The organism is Nonomuraea sp. NPDC048892 (assembly GCF_040649735.1).
GTDB classification, from domain to species: domain Bacteria; phylum Actinomycetota; class Actinomycetes; order Streptosporangiales; family Streptosporangiaceae; genus Nonomuraea; species Nonomuraea maheshkhaliensis.
On record NZ_JBEZFZ010000001.1, the window covers coordinates 830,452 to 847,673 of the forward strand.

A 17,222-nucleotide genomic window follows, 5' to 3' on the forward strand; every position below is an offset into this window, starting at 1 on the left:
CTTCCCGAGCGTCGGCTCCGCCACTGACAGCCACCACCCGTGGCGGCTGCTCGCTCTTACCCATGGGTAAGGTCAGGTCTCGTGAGTGACCCCTTGGCCGTGATCGCCCAGTTCCCCGGCGTGCGGGAAGCGGTGGACGAGGCCCGCCAGGCGGTGGACCGGCTCTACCGCCACCGCGTACTGCGCCGCGCCAGCCCCGCCGTCTCCACGGAGTCGTCCCTGCGCGGGGCCCGCGCCTCGGCGGCCATCGAGGGCGTGGACGTGCCGCTCGACGCGTTGCGCCGCGACGAGGCGCACGACCCGCTCGTCCAGGGGGCGCTGCGGGCCTCGGCGGAGATGGGACGCCTGGGCTCGACCTGGCGTTCCGCGCCCAGACAGGTGCTGGCCAGGCTGCACGCGGTGGCCGCGGCCGGCCTCGCGCCCCAGGACTCGCTCGGCCGCCCCCGTTCGCTCGACGAGGCCCCCGACCCCCTCTCCCTGGGCCCCGCGCCCTCCGCCGCGGACGCCGCCGCCCGCATGGAGGGCCTGCTCGGGCTGCTCGAACAGCCCACGAAGGCGCCCGCCGTGGTGCTGGCCGCCGTGGTGCACGCCGAGCTGGCGGTGCTGCGGCCGTTCGGCACGGCGGACGGGATCGTGGCCCGCTCGGCCGGGCGGCTGACGCTGGTGGAGTACGGGCTCGATCCGAAGTCGCTGGTGGCGGTGGAGGTGGGGCACCTGGAGCTGCCGTACGGGGAGGCGCTGCGGGCGTACCTGAGCGGGACGCCGGAGGGTGTGGCGGCCTGGGTACAACACTGTGCCTCTGCGGTAACCCTGGGAGTGCGCGAGACGACTGCGATCTGTGAGGCCATGCAGAGAGGCTGACCGGGAAGCGCTGCTCGCCGGCCGCTTGGGATTGGCCGCTTGGGCGCGCTCGGGAGTTTGGACGCTTGGGCGCTTGGGCCTGAAACCGGGTCTAAAGGAAGAAATCTGACACAGCTGACGGCGTCTCAGTCATGAGACGCCGTCTGCAGTGCATCACACCGGGTTACCAAGCGTGCACCTCAATCCGTCGGAGCGGGTCAAGCCCGTCACGACGCGCCTCCCGCGGCTGGTCGCGCGTGGGTGCCCGGCTGATGCACCCGGACATGTAGTCCGGTGACACCTTTCTACGTCGGATTCGCCCTGATGGGAACCCCTCGAGTCAAGACCTTTACCCGCCTATGGCCTCTCGCCTCCTGGGCGGGGCTTGAAGGCACTCGCGGGGGTCGGTTATCAAGCCGTGACGATCACTCTCCGTGATCGTCTTTATGTGATCGTTATGGCGTTACGAAAAAACTTGGCGAAAATACGAGATTGCTCCTCGACGAAACTTGAGTGGATCGGGCAGCATACGGGGGTATCGCCAGAAACTGGAGCGAGCGTGCGGGGGATACCTTTGCGAGTCCCTTGCCAGGCTCCGGTGAAGTGATGAAAGCTTTCTTCTGAAACGGGACCGGCTCTACCCCCCCGGAGCCGGACCGATCAGGCGACCCCCGCTCTCCCCCCCGGCGGGGGTCGCCCCTTTTTCCCACCGTCTCCCCGCCTCGGCCTTGCCCTCCACGGCTTGCTTGCCGCGGTCTGCGGTCTGCTCCCTGAGGTCTGCTTCTCCCTGAGATTCGCTTCGCACGGCCTGCTGCCCACGGGTCTGCGGTCTGCTTTCTTCGGCCCGCTTTCTCCTACCTGGTCACTGCGGCCTACTCCCTGCGGCTTGCGACCTGCTCTCCGCGACCTGCCCCTACGCCTGATCCCTGCGGTCGTACATGTAGACCCGGCCGCGGCCCTCCGGCGCGCCTGCCCGCGCGATCATCCGGGCGCGGTATCCCGGCCTCCTCCCGATGCTGCCTTCACCGTCTCCCACAAGGAGCATCCACCTCCAGCACGGTCGCACCCGTGGCCTCCCACACCTCCCTCAGAATCGACTGGGCACGCCACACCCGCCATGCCTTGGTGAGCACCGCGCTAGCCCAGACAGATGCCGCACCGTCGCTCCGGACGGGTGCCGCATTGTCAGCCTGGACGGATGTCGCGCCGTCGCGCCCGACGGGTGCCGCATCGTCAGCTCAGACTGGGTGCAGTACCGCCAGTCCGGACGGAGCCATACCGCCAGCTCAAACAGATGCCGCACTGCCACGGACACACTTCGGACAGATGCCGCACCGTCGGTCCAGGCGGATGCCCCACCGCCAGTCCGGGCACATGCCCCACCGCCGGTCCGGACACCATCGGCTCACCTCTCGTATCGCCCGATCCAACCCACCTTGGTCCGCTACCGCGCCGACCCGTCTGACCTCCTACCTGCACAGTTCCGCACCGGCCCGCAATCCGCGCCGACCTGCCCTTGCTTGCAATCGGGATAGCCCCGCACTGCGCCTGCAGTCCCCACCGACCTGCCCTCCCTTGCTACCCCCATCGATCCGCACCGGCCTGTTACCCGCGCTGACCCGCCTGGCCTGCAACCGCATCGACCCGCCGTGACCCGCAACCCACGCCGATCCGCGCTGCGCCTGTTACCCGCACCGGCTGCTCCGGCCCGTCAGCCTGGACTCGCCTCCTGCCTTCGCGCCCGCCCGCGCTAACTCGCACGTCGTCCTGAGCCGGTTTCCACGCATGATCACCTTCACCCACGCACGATCACCTTCACCCACGCGGGCTGTCCTCACCCACGCCGGCCGCCTTCACCCACGTGCCGTCACCCTCACCCCTGCCACCCGTTATCCACAGCCCCCCACCACCCACCCACCCGTAATCCCCAGAACCGCGTTCGGAGCCCCTCCACCTCCCGCCCTTCCACCAGAGTTGCCCTCCCAACCTCGCCCCGCCACCACCCACTTACCGATGCACCCACCGATGCACTGGTGGATCGATGCACCGGTGCGCCGATCGACGACTTACCCCCTTTCCGGCTGGGAGGCCGACCATGAACCGCCCGTTGGTCATCACCGAAGACCATGCCCTGCTCGACGACCTCGTCCGCATAGCCGCCGCAGCCGGCGCCCAGCTCGACGTGGCCCAGGTCCCCGCCCACGCCCGCCCCTTCTGGAACCTGGCCCCACTCGTCGCCATCGGCGCCGACCAGGCGGACGCGGTGGCCACGACCTCACCCCCGGCCCGAGACCAGGTCCTCCTCGTCACCCGAGACCCGGAAGACCAGGACAGCTGGCGAAAATGCGTGACGGTAGGCGCCCAGTCCGTCGTCACCCTCCCGGCCGACGAACGCCGCCTGGTCGACCTGTTCGCGGACGCCATGGAACCCGACCCCCGCTCAGGCTCCGTGATCTGCGTGATCGGCGGCCGGGGCGGAGCCGGCGCCAGCGTGCTCGCGGCCTGCCTGGCCCTGAGAGCGTCAGCCGACCACCTCCGTACCCTCCTCGTGGACGCCGACCGCCTGGGCGGAGGCATAGACGCCCTGCTGGGTCGCGAGGAGGCGCCGGGCGCCCGCTGGGGAGACCTGGTGGCCAGAGAGGGCCGGATCAATTCCAGTGCACTGCAGGCGGCGCTCCCCGCGTTCGGAGACCTGGCCGTGCTGTCCTCTCACAGAGGCGAGGTGCCGGCGATCCCGGCCCAAGCCATGCGTTCGGTCCTCGAAGCGGGCAGACGGGGCTTCGACCTCGTCGTGGTAGACCTGCCCAGACACCTCGACCCGGCCGCCATCGAAGCCCTGACGAGGGCGAAGACCACGCTGACGGTGGCCACGGCCGACGTGCGCGGCGTCCTGTCGACGGTCCAGATCCTGTCCGAGGTACGCAAGCACACCGCCGACGTACGCGCGATCCTGCGCCCGGGCGTCGTCGACGACGAGACGGTCATGATCTCTCTGGGCATCCCGTCCGCCGGCACCCTCCCCGACCAGCCCAGGCTCACCGCCACCCTCAACCGGGGCGAACTCCCCAGACTGGGCCCCCGCACCGTACTCGGCGCCCTGTGCACCTCCCTCCTGCGCGACCTGCTACCGACGCCATGACGACGCCCGATACCCTCCGCACCAGACAGGCTTCCCCACCCTCCGACGGCGTCGTCTCACCTGACCTGGTCGAAGCCGTCCGCATCCGCCTGGCCCGTACCGGCGTGGAGCCCAGCGCCGCCCAGGTGGCCGTGGCTCTGCGAGCCGAGAAGTCGGTGTACGGCGACGCGGAGATCCTCGCCGTCGCCCGAGCCCTCTGCGCCGACCTGATCGGCGCAGGCCCGCTGGAGCCCCTCCTGGCCCGGCCCGACGTAACGGACGTCCTGGTCAACGGCCCCCGGGAGGTGTGGATCGACGACGGCACCGGCCTGCGCCGCACCTCCGTCACCTTCGCCGACGACGGAGCCGTCCGCAGACTGGCACAACGCCTCGCGACCGCCGCGGGCAGACGCCTGGACGACGCCTCCCCTTACGTGGACGCGCGCCTTCCAGGAGGCGTACGCCTGCACGCCGTACTCCCACCCGTAGCCTCCGGCGGCACCTGCGTCTCCCTGCGCCTGCCCCCACGCCGCACCTTCACCCTGACAGACCTGGTCGCCGCAGGAACGATCGCCCCAGCCGCGATCCCGGTGCTCACGGCCATGGTCACCGCCCGGCTGGCCTTCCTGGTGACCGGCGGCACCGGCACAGGAAAAACTACTTTGCTGTCCGCCCTGCTCTCCCTCGCCGACCCAGGCGAGCGCCTCCTCCTGGTGGAGGACTCAGCCGAACTCCGCCCCCTCCACCCGCACGTCGTCCGCCTGGAAACCCGCCCAGCCAACCTGGAGGGCGCGGGCGGGGTGGAGCTGCGTGATCTCGTACGCCAAGCACTCCGCATGCGCCCCGACCGCCTGGTGGTCGGGGAGGTGAGAGGCGCCGAAGTAGTAGACCTGCTGGCCGCCCTCAACACCGGACACGAGGGCGGCTGCGGCACCCTCCACGCCAACACGGCCGCCGACGTACCCCCACGCCTGGAAGCCCTGGGATGCGCGGCCGGCCTGACCAGAGAAGCCGTACACAGCCAGCTCGCAGCAGCCCTGGACGCAGTCATCCACCTCACCCGCAACCGCTCAGACGGCCGCCGACGCATCGCGGAGATCTGCCTCCTGTCCAGAACACCCTCGGGCCTCGTCGAGTCGATTCCAGCCTTGACCTTCACCCCCACAGGCCACCCCCACCCCGGCCCCGCCTACGAATACCTAAAAACCCAAACCCACGCCCCACCCCCACCCAACCTCCCACCTCGTTCGCCCTCGCCCAGCTCCTCACCCCGCTCACCCCGGCCCAACTCCTCGACCCGCCCCACCTCCACCCAGCTCTTCAACCACGAACCTCAGCCCAGCACTCGACCTGGAACTCCGACGGCGCCCGAACTCAGCACCCGGCTTAGCGTCACACCCGACGTAGCGTCCGGCGGCGACCTTCGACCCAACACCCACCCAATTCCCCTCGCGAAGCGAACCCCATGACCAGCGCATTTCTAGCCGCACTGTCCACAGCCTGCGCCATCTGGCTGTGGACAGGCCCCACCGTGGCCACCACCCGCCTGAGCAGACTCCTGAGGCCCTCACATGACTCCAACCGGCCGCACAACGCATCCCTGTCCAAGCTCCTCACTCGTCCCAGCCCCGCCCGCCGAGCCGAAGCCTGGCGACGAGTCTCGATCGAGCTGTGCCAGTCCCTGTCGGCGGAGCTCTCCGCCGGCCGTACTCCAGGCGAAGCCCTCACCAGAGCCGTCACAGCGGTGGAGTTCCCCGACCCCGACCTCCTCCGCCCGATCATCGCCGCAGCCAGGGACGGAGGCGACGTACCAGCAGCCTTGACCTCGTCGGCCCCACCTCAGGGAGGCGAGGGCCTACGTCAACTGGCCGCCTGCTGGGAAGTCGGCACCACGGTCGGCGCCAGCATGGCCTCCTTGGTCGACCGGGTGGCGCACACGTTACGGGTGGCCCAAGCCCACCGCCAGGACGTCGCCGCACAACTGGCAGGCCCACGCACCACAGCCAGAATGCTGGCCCTACTCCCAGCCCTCGGCCTGCTCATGGCAGGAGCCCTGAACATGCACCCCCTGGACTTCCTGTTCGGCAGCATCCCGGGCTTCATGTGCCTGATCGCGGGCATCGCCCTCGACGCCTGCGGCCTGTGGTGGACCAACCGCATGGCCACCCAAGCCCAAGCCTGACCTCACCTCAGCCGCCCTCGACTCGAACCGCGTCCACCCACCCTGTGTTGGCTCCGCGTCCGCCCACCCCGTGTTGGCTGACCGGTGCATTTCCACCTCACCCCTGCATGAACACGAACACGAACCTCCACCACCGCCCGACAACGAAGGCGCCGAGTTCACGATGATCCAGCTGCTGTCCGCTCTATGCGCCGGAATGGCCGCCTGGCTGTGGTTCTCCTCAAAGACCCCCACAGAACGCCTAGCCCGCCTACACCCACAGACCGATGCACCACGCACCCCCACCACACCCCATCCCCAACATCCCCAAAGTCCCATAAGCCAGTCCAACCACCACTCCCCAGATGGCAACCAGCCCCCTCCGTGGCTCACCACCCAAGACCCACGCCGCCGCCCGAGCCGCAAAACCCTGCTCATGGCCACCTGCACGGGCCTGATCTCCGGACTCCTGATCGGCGGCTACACCGGCCTGGCAACCGCCATCGTCATCACCCCGGCAACGGCACTCGTCCTCCACAGAAAGGAACCCCAGCAGAGCCACCACGACCGCCGCCGCATCACCACAGACCTGCCCTTCGCCGCAGACCTGATGACCGCCTGCCTACGAGCGGGCCGCCCTGTGAGCACCGCCACCGAAATCACCGCCACCGCGATAGGCGGCCCTCTGGGCGAACGCCTGACCTGGGTGAGCAGCCAACTACGTCTTGGAGCGGACCCCGAACCAACCTGGGCCGCCCTGGCCGCAGATCCCGCCATGGGCCAGCTGTCCCGAGCCATGAGCCGAGCAGCTCAGAGCGGCGCCCCCGTAGCGGACGTCCTGACCCGCCTGGCAGACGACGCCAGGGAGGCAGCGCGAGCCACGTCCGTCGCCGCAGCAAGAAGCGTAGGCGTCAAGGCAGTAGCCCCCTTGGGCCTGTGCTTCCTCCCCGCATTCGTCCTGCTCGGCATCATCCCGGTCATAGCCGGCTTGGCCTCCACCATCACCCTCCCATAACGCCCCCACCCGACCCCCGAACCTGCGACCCCCGAGCCCGACCCGCGAAACCCCGAACCCGCGAATGACGAAGGGCGCGGCTCTTCCTCACCGGTGACAGACTCTGAACTGCGCGCACCCAGAGCGCGAGCCACACACAAATCCTTTGAGGCCATAGCCAAGCGCCGACTACGTTGATCCGACATGGGTCGAAGCCGTCCTCCCCGCCGCCTTGTCGTCGGATCGCTCACCTACCACTGGAGAGCAGGTCACCGTCACGAGCGCTACCAGGACGAAGCAGATCTCCCACGGAACGACGACTGCCGGGAGGTTCTGAGTCTCCGGCAGGCGGGGGCCCGGGGCCGGTTGGTGATCGTCTTCCGTAAAGGGCCCGGCCGTCTGGTCAACGACGGCATGTTCCACGACGGCGGAGTGCTACGAACCAGCGACCGCGCCTACCTCAACCTGCACCGCCCAGGGGTCGCCCGTGCCTTGCTGGACGAAGCCCTGGAACGCGGCCACGACTTCGCACCTGCCGAAACAATCGAAATCGACGGGTGGGAACTCATCGACGGCGCGCTGAGACGCCTGCGCCCACCCGATCAGCCTGCACCGCAGGATGATCAACCATGTGACCATCCAGACCCGCGACGGAGGTAGCCGTCGTTCCGCTGATAGACCTCAACAAGCCAGGTCAGACAGCCCCTGAGAACGAGCTGACGAGCTACACCCACTGACGAAGAACCCCCGAAGGGCGGAACCCGACGGACGCGCGAGGTGTTCGGCTACCTCGTCCACCGGCACCTTGTCCACCTACTGCACGAGCCGACCCCGAAGTGCGGTGAGATCCCCGTCCTCCAGCCCGTGCGCACGCAGATGAGCTTCAACATCCAACCCATCCAGCGCGCCCAGTAGAGCAGCCCGGGCGGTCGTGTTCTTACTCGCGAGGATGTCGCGAACCTCCTCGGTCTGGTCATCAATACCGAGCACCTCGAACAGCGGCGGCAGCCGCTCAGTGCTTAGCTCGTAATCCGACGCGATGTCAGCAGGCGCCACCCCGGCCAGAGCCAGCAACAACATCACGACGAGCCCGGTGCGATCACGCCCAAGCCCACAATGAACGAGCACTCCTCCCGGCCGCGCACGAGCAACGGCCGCGACAGCAGCCGCGCACTGCCGCGCCTTCCGCTCGATGAAGACCCGGTAGTAGAGCGGCGAACCATCGAGCTGGTTGTCCCACAGGTAGTTCCAGAACGCAGCATCCGCGGCATCATCCAGCGGTACGCGCACAGTGGTCAGGCCGGTCGGCCGATCCCACTGATCCTCCCGCCGTTCGTCGTCGTTGCGCAGATCGACCACCGTCCGAACGCCGTGTCCGACGAGCGCCGACCACCCCTCTGAAGTCAGCCTTTCCGGATTGTCCGAACGAACTACGGCCCCACCACGAATCGCGCCGCCTCCGGCCACCGGTATGCCGCCGAGATCCCGCACGTTGAAGCATCCCTCCCAATCGAGATGCCGTACAACGTTCACAGAGCCCTCACCTGCAGAAACCGCACCCACTTCGGGCATATGCGTGGATTCCTTCATGCATGCTCAGACGCGCCTCCGCAGACCTTTGTTGTCTTGCGCCAATCAATTAGGACCGTCCGCCAGACACGGTGACGCCAGCCGCCAGCCGCACCCCGCCCCGTTATCCACAAGCGAGCACTCAACGCCGCACTTATCCCCAGAACGCCGTTCGGCTGCTCAGCGCCACCCCCGCTTCAGCGACCCTTGGACTCCCGCCGGGCAATCCACCGGCCCTCAACACCTGGAGGCAAGATGCAGAGTCCCGCCACCACGCCAGACAACATCGAAGCCACGCCAGCCCACGCCTACCTGACCAAGCCCGCTCATCCACGCGGCCACTTCATCCGCAGCCCGACAGCCACCCCGTCCTCGCGCCCCAACTCGAAGCCCACAGCGACACGCTCCCAAACACCCAGCCTCATCACCAAGGCCCACAAACCCCACATAGATCCACAAGCCGCCCCCGTCCAAACCTCAGCGCAAGCGCGACCCTCAGCCCAAACGCACAGGCCATCCCAAACACGCAGGTCCGCTTCAGCCCGACAGCAAGCCCCGGCCTCAACTCGAGCCTCGGCTCAAGCCTTCACCCCAGCGTCAGCCCAAGCCTCAACTGATGCGTCAGCCAAGGCATCGACTCGGGCGTCCGCTCAAGCGTCGGCTCCAACGTCAGCCCAAGGCGCCACCGCGGTGACGCGTCAAGTGACAGCTACAGTGCCGACTCGGGCGTCGGCTCCAATGTCCCTCCGAAGCGCCACCTCGGCGTCAGCCCAAGTGACAGCCGCAGCCTCGACTCAGGAATCCGCTCAAGCGTCGACTTCAACGCCAGTACAAGCCGCCAGCTCACCGTCAGCTCAAGCGACAGCGGCAGCGCCGACTCGGGCGTTCGCTCGCGCGTCGAATCGAGCGTCCACGCAAGCTCCCATCCAAGCGTCAGCGTCAGTCCCTGTGCCCACGTCAGCCTCAACCCACAGCCCCGTGCCCAGCCGGCCCCGGCCCGCCCGAATCACATGGCCGCGTTTCAGCAAGTGGGTCCACTACGCGACCGTCAACCGAGAGCGCGGCATGTCCACAGCCGAGTACGCGGTCGGAACCATCGCAGCCTGCGCTTTCGCCGCTCTCCTCTTCAAAGTCGTGAGTAGCCCCGAAGTGCAGGAAATGCTGACAGCCCTCATCAATCGAGCACTCAACACCACCAAGGAATGACACCCCGCCACACGGGGACCTCCATGAGCGCCAAGCGGACGGCATCGCGCGGTTCGGTCACGGCCGAGACCGCCGCGATGCTGCCCGCGCTCATGGTCGTCCTGGCGGCCGCTCTCTGGGCCATTCAGACGGTCAGCGTCCAACTCGAATGCGTGGACGCGGCCCGCGCCGCCGCCCGAGCCGCAGCCAGGGGCGAGCCGCTGGACCAGGTCCACGACTACGCCCGAGCAGTCACGAGCCCGAAGGCGCAAGTGGTCATCACCCGCGACACAGAGTTCACGAAAGTGCAGATCACCGTGGATGTACACCCCTCCTGGGCGCAGTCCCTCCCGGCGGTCAACGTCTCGGCCACGGCCACTGCGAGGACCGAACCCTGGCCCGACAAGGGCGATGCTCCCGACCGGTAGACCTCAACGTCCATCCTCGACAGACAGGAGCTGTCCCAGCATGCAGCACGAACGAGGCTCGGCCACCCTCTGGGGCGTGGCGCTCATGGGCCTGCTGATGGCGATCGCCACGGCGTTCGCGACCGTGGGTTCCGTACGCGTCGCCCGCCATCACGTCAACGGCGCTGCCGACCTCAGCGCCCTGGCAGCCGCCAAGCTGGCGTTGACCGATCCAGAGGGCGCCTGCGACAGAGCTTCCGCGGTGGCCGCCCAGAACGACGTCGAGCTGACGCGATGCGTGGTCAACGACGACTTCGCCGACGTCTGGACCACGCTCCCGATCTCGCTCCCGTTATTAGGCACCCGCACCCTGACGGGCAGATCCCGTGCCGGCCCGGCAGGCCCCACCCCTGGGCAAACCCTCACCGTTCACGTACAAGCTGAGCACCCCTGACGGCGAGTGCTCATCGGCCAGAACATGCCCGATACGAAGCCGCGGACCCTCGCACCACGACACGATGTGCGTGATTGCGCTCGGCGCCGGATCTGCGAGGACATGACTGCTTGGGCGGCCAGGTGCCCTGTGCGGTTATGGACGTGCCGGGTGATCCGCAGAGGAGATGTTGATTGCGGCGCCACCCAGTGGCTGATCAACGGGCCGGCCCACACCGCCAATCGGTCGGCCCACGCTGCGCCGCAAGCGTCCGGCCCACGCTGCGCCGCAAGCGTCCGGCCCACGCTGCGCCGCAATCGGCTGGCCCACACCGCGCCGCATGATCAAGCTCGGCGTCCTGGCCGCCCTCGCTCAGCGCATCGTGGCCCCGCTATCACGTAAATGACATGACCTGCGAAGAGGGCGTGGATTACCTCCGTCACAGCCTTGCCCTGGCCGGCCGCACCTGATCTGCTCCTCACCCGGCACGGCGTACACCGCCCGGCCTCCCGGGCACCTGGCCGAGCGGCTACGACGACGCTGGCGAGCCCTACGCCTCCGCCTGGCAGGTCGGGTTGGGCCGTGCGCAGATGGGTTGGGCCGTGCGCAGTTGGGTCGGGTCGTGTGCTGTCGGGTCAGGTCGGGTCGGGCGCAGACAGCCGGCCGGGTCGTGGCGGGTTGCATGCCCAGAAACCCGACCCGTGCTTTGTGACGGTTGGGGCTTGCGGGGCTAGGTCGCAATCGAGTCACGACTTCTTGGACGTGGTGTCCAAGAGTTGATTATGTCCCGTAAGGTTCCGCTTACCCTCGGTCCATGCCGTATGTGACAGGGAGTCTGGGAGAGCAGGAAGGCAGTCGCTAAGGTGCGGGTCGAGGGACGGTCGGTGACCGTATCGGCCGGCGCACACTGCACTTCCGGTCGTCGCGTGAACGCCCCGAGGGTGCTCAGGCGGCGCGAGGCTCTCGTTGGAGGGAAGCGTCGTGACGGTAGTCGGCAGAATGGTGGCCGCGGGGACGATTGCGGCCGGATTCCTAGCCTTTTGCGGACCCGCCCATGCGGCCGTTGCGACAGGACAAACGGGTTATACGGGGCATGGTGCGACCGCGGGTTGGGTGCAGTCAGCGTGGAGAGCCGGTCCTTCCGGCCTGGCCAGCTCGACCTGGCAGGCTGGCTCGACCCAGCAGACTGACTCGACCCGGCGGGCTGACTCCACCTCGCGGGCTGACTCTGCGGGGCAGATCACCTCGCCGTCTGACGGTCAGGTGGTTTCCAGCTCTTCCGTCACTGTTTCCGCGCGTACGGGGCTGATGCAGTTGACCGTAGGGCTGTACGTGGAAGGGCCCTCCACGCCCAGTCAGAAGGTCGCCTCCGGCGGAGCCAACCAGACGATCTCCGGGACGTTCGAGGCCGGCGATGCCCCCAACGGCTCGTTCACCGTGATCCTCAAGGGAGAGATCACCGGGACCAGGTACGCGAGCAGCACGTTCAAGCTGCGCCGGCCCGCGGAGGCGCCGGGGAACGTGCAGGCGAGCAAGCAGGGGGCCGAGAAGGTCGTCGTGACCTGGAGCAAGGGATCCGAGCCCGACCTCCAGTCCTACGAGGTCTCCAACACGCAGTCCGGCGTCGTCGGGAGACTGCCTGCCGACAGCGCGTGCTCCGGCTCCTCGTGCAAGGCGGTGCTCGCCGTGCCGCCCAAGGCGGCGGGGCAGCGGGTGGGCTTCACGGTGAAGGCCTTCCGAGGGGACGGCGACGGCGGGTCGATCGCCTCGGACGACTCGGCGGCGGCGTACATCGCCTTCCCCGCCGCACCGTCCGCCCAGCCGACGAAGAAGAAGACGACGACCGACGGGCGGCAGACGACGAGGAGCCGAGACTCCAGGGGTGTCGAAGCGCTGCCCACTCTGCCCGCCAGGAGGCAAGCCGTTCCGTCGGCCAAGCCGACGACCCGTAAGCCGGCGACGACGAAGCTCCCTGGTATCCCCGATGCCGATCCGAGCGGGAACCTGCCGATCCCCGACGCAGACCAGCAGGGCGAGAACGGTGGGCTGGTTCCGGCGGACGCGAAGGGTGGCGATGAATCGGCTCCGGTGCAGAGCGACGGAGTGAAGGCCCAGTCGAGCGAGTCGCCGATCGGGAACATCGGGCAGTACGGACTGTACGTGGCGGGAGGAATCGTTCTGCTTCTGCTCGGCGCCCATGCGGGTGCGTGGGCGCGGCGGCGCGCGCTCGCCACCGAAGGAGGCGGTTCTACTCGTCCACCTGCGGGCGCTGTCCAGACGAGCGCGCCGACCGGTGTGGTGCCGCCGACCGCCAAGGTCGTCACCGGGGCGGAGAGCGTTCAGGCGGATGGCGGTCCATCACCGGCGGCGTCGGTGCGGCGCAGGCCCGCCGTCATTCTGGCGGTGGCCAGGACGCGCGTTCCCGAGGCGGCGCCGGCCCGAACCGCGCGACCGGACCTGGACCCGGACCTGGGCGTCGGCCTCGGCGTGAAGGAGTCTCCGTCGTCGGCGTCGGGCATGGAATCGCCGCAGAACGTTCGGGGACGGCAGCAGGCGGTGGCCGGTGAGTTGCCGTGGGAGATGCATGAGCGTCAACTGGATGACGCCGATGGGTCCCCCTTGGAGGGCGGAGGGCACGAGGGGGAATCGGTCGATCGTCCGTCCTCCAAGGCTCGTCGGCAGGAGGGGGAAACGACTGGTCGTTTGCCGGCCGGTGCTCGAATGCCTGAGGGGGAAACGGCTGGTCGTTTGTCGGCCGACGCTCGTAGGCAGGAGAGGGCGGAGGATCGGCTGTCGTCCGGTGATCGCGGGCATCGGCAGGGGACGGCTGATCGGGTGCCGCCGGAGGTTCGAGGGCATCAGGGGGAGACGGTTCGGCGGTTGTCGTTGGAGGCGCGGGGACATCGGGAGGAGACGGCTGGTCGGCTGTCGTCTGATGCTCGTGGGCAGGAGCAGGGAGCCGTTGGTCGGTTGCCGTCCGATGCTCGTGGGCGGGAGCGGGAGGCGGCTGGTGAGGCGCCTTCCGGGCCGACTGGGCGGGCGGCGAGGACTGTTGGTGAGCCGCCGTACAGCGCTCGGAGGCAGCGTCTGTCGTCGGGTGCCGAGCAGCCGTCGTATGGCGAAGAGTCGGTGGGGTCGTCGTACGACGAGGGGCTGGGGCGGTCGTCGTATGGCGAAGAGTCAGTGCGGTCGTCGTTCGGTGAGGGGGCGGGGCGGGCGCGGGTTGCGGGGGCGCCGTCGGATGGTGCTCGGCGGTCGGCGCATCTTGCTGACTCGGGGTTCTACCTGCCCGGGCCGTCGGCGCGGGCTGCGGCTCCGTCGCCGTATGTGGCCGGGGCGTTCTCGGTGCACGTCGATGTGGAGCACGTACGGACGAAGGACGTTGAGCACGTATGGGCGCGGGACGAGGTGCGGGGAGGGCAGGAGGCGCAGGGGGTGGCGGTGCGGCTCGCGCTTCCTCGGTCGGCGGCGACGGAGGTGTCCGAGCCGGCTGCGGCGGCGCTTCCCGCGCGTCTTGAGGAGCGGTGGGACGACTACCTGCCGCCCGCGCCCAGGTCCATGGAGGACAGCGGGTTCTGGGAGCGTCCGCAGCCAGGGGCGGCTGATTTCTGGGCTGCCGATGATGAAGCGGTTGAAGGTGACGATAAGGACGGGTCGCGGAGTGTCGTGGGACGTCGGCATATAGGGGGCGAGAGTTAGCGGGTTTGCCGGTGTGTGGAGGTGTTGGTCAGATTTGAGGGGCCTTCAGGGCTTCCTTCCTCGTTCGCTCTGAAGTCTCCCGAGATCCGGCAGGTGGCGGTTGTCGGGGACTCGGAAAGCGATCTGTTCGTGTTGGTGTGCTTCGCCCGGCATTCCTTGTCGGGGTGAGTCGTCGCGGTTTGTGGTTCATCGAGGGGTGAGGAGGGTGTCGAGGAGGCGGACGGCGCCGCGCTTGTGCAGGGGTTCGTTGCCGTTGCCGCACTTCGGGGACTGGATGCAGGACGGGCAGCCCCGTTCGCACTCGCAGGACAGGATCGCCTCGCGCGTGGCCGTCAGCCAGTCCGTGGCGCGGGCGTAGCCGCGTTCGGCGAAGCCGGCGCCGCCCTCGTGGCCGTCGTACACGAAGACGGTGAGCAGGCCGGTGTCGGCGTGCAGTTCGGTGGAGACGCCGCCGATGTCCCAGCGGTCGCAGGTGGCGAAGAGCGGGAGCAGGCCGATGGAGGCGTGTTCGGCCGCGTGGGCCGCGCCGCCGAGGTCGATGCCGGCTTCGGCGAGTGGGGTCACCGCGGAGGCGGGGAGTGTCCACCAGACCGCTCGGGTGCGGAGGGTGCGCGGCGGCAGGTCCAGAGGCTCGTCGCCGAGCATCTCGCCCGACTGGAGGCGTCGTTTGAGGTAGGAGACCACTTGGCGGGTCACCTCGACCTCGCCGAAGTGCAGGGTGCCGGAGCCGAGAGCGGTGGAGCGTTCTGTGGCGAGGATGGAGATGTCGGTGATGTCGCGGGCGAACGTCGTGTAGTCGGGATTCGCGCTGGAGACCAGAGCCACGCCGGCCTCCAGGTCCAGGAGCTCCACCAGGAACGTTTCGCCCTGGTGGAGGTAGATCGCGCCGGTGTGGACCGTCGTGTGCGCCGAAGGCTCGTCCACACTGCCCAGGAGACGGCCTGTGGACGACTCCACGACCTGGATGGGGGCGCCCCCGCCGCCGCGGATGTCGGCGAGGTCGGTGGCGCGCTCGCGCCTGGTCCAGAACCAGCCCGCCGGACGCTTCCTGAGCAGGTTCTGCGCTACCAGGTCCTCGAGCACGTCGGACGTGGTCGGGCCGAAGATCGGCAGGTCGTCCTCGGTCAGCGGGATCTCGGCGGCGGCGGCGCAGAGATGCGGGCCCAGGACGTACGGATTGCCCGGATCGAGGACGATCGCCTCCACGGGCTGGCCGAACAGCGCCTGGGGGTGGTGCACCAGGTAGGTGTCCAGCGGGTCGTCCCTGGCGATCAGCACGGCGAGGGCGTCCTGCCCGTCGCGGCCCGCTCGGCCCGCCTGCTGCCAGAGGGAGGCCCGGGTGCCCGGCCAGCCTGCGATCAGGACGGCGTCGAGACCTGAGACGTCTACGCCGAGTTCGAGGGCGTTCGTGGTGGCCAGGCCCATGATGGTGCCCGCGCGCAGGGCCTTCTCCAGGAGGCGGCGGTCTTCGGCGAGGTAGCCGGCTCGGTAGGCGGCGATCTTGTTGGGGAGGTCGGCCAGGTCGGAGGAGTCGAGGTTGGAGCCGTGGTGTGGAGCGTCGGGGATTGCCCAGGCCAGGGGGCTTTGCGGGGCAATGGGGTCTTGCTGCCCCTGCTGTGCTTGGTGTCCTTGCCGGAGAGGGGAGTCGGTGGGGTGGTCGGCTGCGTGCGCGGCTGGGGCGTTTGCGGGGGTTGGGAGGGGAGCTGGCGGGGTGTGGGGGGTGGTGGGGGTTGGGGTGGGGAAGGGCGGGGAGATGGAGAAGGCTACGTCGGCTAGTTTGGCGCGGGCGGACAGGGCGACTGTTTCGGCTCCTCGGCGGGAGCGGATGAAGGCGAGCGTGCGTACGTCGGCGAGGACGAGGTCCGCCAGGAGGTCGGCCGCCTCGGCCGTGGCCGTCCGCCGTACAGGAGCCCCTCCCTCGCCCCGTAGCTCCGTCAGAGGCGGCTCCCACAGCGCGATGGTGGTTGACCCCTTGGGTGAGGCGTCCACCGTCACCTCGTCCATCTCAAGCCCCGTCAGCCTCATCGCGAACGCCCCGGGCTCGCTCGCCGTCGCGGAGGCGAGCAGGAACGTGGGGCGGGAGTTGTAGCGGGCGCAGGCGCGGCGCAGGCGGCGCAGGATCTGAGCCACGTGCGAGCCGAAGACGCCGCGGTAGCCGTGGCACTCGTCCACGACCACCATGCGCAGCCGGCGGAGGAACGACGACCACTGCGCGTGGCGGGGCAGGATGCTGCGGTGGAGCATGTCGGGATTTGTTAGGACGTAGTTGGCGTGCTGGCGTACCCAGGTGCGTTCCTCGAACGGCGTGTCGCCGTCGAAGCAGGCCGCTCGCACCTGGGTGATGCGCAGTTCGCGCAGGCCGCGGAGCTGGTCGGCGGCCAGGGCCTTGGTCGGCGCCAGGTACAGGACGGTGCCGCCGTCGAGGCACGAGGCGACCGCCGGAGTGAGGTACGCCAGGGATTTCCCCGACGCCGTGCCCGTGGAGATGATCACGTTTCGGCCACGGAATGCCAGGTCGGCCGCTTCGTACTGGTGAGGCCAGAGTCCTGTCACCCCGCGGTTCGCCAAGCGCGTAACAAGTACTTCAGGCGTCCAATCAGGCCATTGGACTTGACCCGCCTGACGTGCTGGAACATGCTCCACATGGGTGACACGCTCGTGACGTGCGGGAACGCCGAGCAGGTGCTGGAGGAGTGGACCTGCCTGTTGTGGGGAGGATCCGGAGGAAGTCACTGTTTCCAGTCTCGCATCGGTGGGCAGAGTCGCCGGGAATCGTGATTTCGTATAGACACAAGCCAGGCGCGTGGTTGAATGCC

The 17,222-nt window shown here is 68.8% G+C and carries 11 protein-coding genes and 1 pseudogene; 10 read left to right on the top strand and 2 right to left on the bottom strand.

What is annotated here, in order from left to right; genetic code table 11:
* Positions 1-81 precede the first annotated feature (81 nt).
* From AB0C28_RS04135 to AB0C28_RS04160, 6 genes and pseudogenes are all read left to right on the top strand, one after another.
* Complete coding sequence (locus tag AB0C28_RS04135; RefSeq protein ID WP_357838801.1) at positions 82-861, top strand: oxidoreductase; 780 nt, start codon at positions 82-84, stop codon at positions 859-861.
* Positions 862-2,935: 2,074 nt separating this feature from the next.
* The gene (gene ssd / locus AB0C28_RS04140; RefSeq protein ID WP_358073036.1) at positions 2,936-3,979 is read left to right on the top strand and encodes a septum site-determining protein Ssd; all 1,044 of its coding nucleotides are present in this window, start codon (positions 2,936-2,938) and stop codon (positions 3,977-3,979) included.
* Positions 3,976-5,127, top strand: a pseudogene (locus tag AB0C28_RS04145) (TadA family conjugal transfer-associated ATPase); the annotation flags it as partial. The gene ssd and the pseudogene AB0C28_RS04145, both read left to right, overlap by 4 nt.
* A 296-nt stretch (positions 5,128-5,423) precedes the next feature.
* A complete protein-coding gene (locus AB0C28_RS04150) occupies positions 5,424-6,140 on the top strand; it encodes a type II secretion system F family protein (RefSeq protein ID WP_357838795.1) in 717 nt (238 codons plus the stop codon).
* Between the two features lie 415 nt (positions 6,141-6,555).
* Positions 6,556-7,134 (top strand): type II secretion system F family protein, encoded by a 579-nt coding sequence (locus tag AB0C28_RS04155; protein WP_358073037.1) that lies wholly within the window; start codon positions 6,556-6,558, stop codon positions 7,132-7,134.
* Positions 7,135-7,482: 348 nt separating this feature from the next.
* The gene (locus AB0C28_RS04160) at positions 7,483-7,773 is read left to right on the top strand and encodes a hypothetical protein (protein ID WP_358073038.1); all 291 of its coding nucleotides are present in this window, start codon (positions 7,483-7,485) and stop codon (positions 7,771-7,773) included.
* A 153-nt stretch (positions 7,774-7,926) separates the two neighbouring features.
* Here AB0C28_RS04160 and AB0C28_RS04165 read toward each other — a convergent pair whose 3' ends face one another.
* On the bottom strand, positions 7,927-8,703 hold the full coding sequence (locus tag AB0C28_RS04165) for a tyrosine-protein phosphatase (RefSeq protein WP_358073039.1): 777 nt from the start codon (positions 8,701-8,703) through the stop codon (positions 7,927-7,929).
* Between the two features lie 717 nt (positions 8,704-9,420).
* On the opposite strand from AB0C28_RS04165, the gene AB0C28_RS04170 reads away from it, so the two are divergent.
* The 4 genes from AB0C28_RS04170 (at position 9,421) to AB0C28_RS04185 (ending at position 14,406) form a co-directional block, all read left to right on the top strand.
* Positions 9,421-9,888: a DUF4244 domain-containing protein gene (locus AB0C28_RS04170; RefSeq protein ID WP_358073040.1), complete on the top strand. Its 468-nt coding sequence runs from the start codon at positions 9,421-9,423 to the stop codon at positions 9,886-9,888.
* A 23-nt stretch (positions 9,889-9,911) separates the two neighbouring features.
* Positions 9,912-10,295: a TadE family type IV pilus minor pilin gene (locus AB0C28_RS04175; protein ID WP_357838745.1), complete on the top strand. Its 384-nt coding sequence runs from the start codon at positions 9,912-9,914 to the stop codon at positions 10,293-10,295.
* 40 nt (positions 10,296-10,335) lie between these two features.
* The gene (locus AB0C28_RS04180; protein WP_357838742.1) at positions 10,336-10,728 is read left to right on the top strand and encodes an Rv3654c family TadE-like protein; all 393 of its coding nucleotides are present in this window, start codon (positions 10,336-10,338) and stop codon (positions 10,726-10,728) included.
* A gap of 1,287 nt (positions 10,729-12,015) precedes the next feature.
* Positions 12,016-14,406, top strand: coding sequence for a hypothetical protein (locus AB0C28_RS04185; RefSeq protein ID WP_358073041.1), 2,391 nt, complete (start codon positions 12,016-12,018; stop codon positions 14,404-14,406).
* A 186-nt stretch (positions 14,407-14,592) separates the two neighbouring features.
* Here the strand turns inward: AB0C28_RS04185 and AB0C28_RS04190 are convergent, their stop codons facing one another.
* Entirely contained in the window at positions 14,593-16,899 is a 2,307-nt protein-coding gene (locus tag AB0C28_RS04190) for a DEAD/DEAH box helicase (RefSeq protein WP_358073042.1), read from the bottom strand.
* Between the last annotated feature and the right edge of the window lie 323 nt (positions 16,900-17,222).

Bases quoted from the DNA above. Each gene is read 5' to 3' on its own strand.
- ssd (WP_358073036.1), top strand. From the start codon at position 2,936: ATGAACCGCCCGTTGGTCATCACCGAAGACCATGCCCTGCTCGACGAC.
- AB0C28_RS04150 (WP_357838795.1), top strand. From the start codon at position 5,424: ATGACCAGCGCATTTCTAGCCGCACTGTCCACAGCCTGCGCCATCTGG.
- AB0C28_RS04155 (WP_358073037.1), top strand. From the start codon at position 6,556: ATGGCCACCTGCACGGGCCTGATCTCCGGACTCCTGATCGGCGGCTAC.
- AB0C28_RS04165 (WP_358073039.1), bottom strand. From the start codon at position 8,703: ATGAAGGAATCCACGCATATGCCCGAAGTGGGTGCGGTTTCTGCAGGT.
- AB0C28_RS04170 (WP_358073040.1), top strand. From the start codon at position 9,421: ATGTCCCTCCGAAGCGCCACCTCGGCGTCAGCCCAAGTGACAGCCGCA.
- AB0C28_RS04175 (WP_357838745.1), top strand. From the start codon at position 9,912: ATGAGCGCCAAGCGGACGGCATCGCGCGGTTCGGTCACGGCCGAGACC.
- AB0C28_RS04180 (WP_357838742.1), top strand. From the start codon at position 10,336: ATGCAGCACGAACGAGGCTCGGCCACCCTCTGGGGCGTGGCGCTCATG.
- AB0C28_RS04185 (WP_358073041.1), top strand. From the start codon at position 12,016: ATGCAGTTGACCGTAGGGCTGTACGTGGAAGGGCCCTCCACGCCCAGT.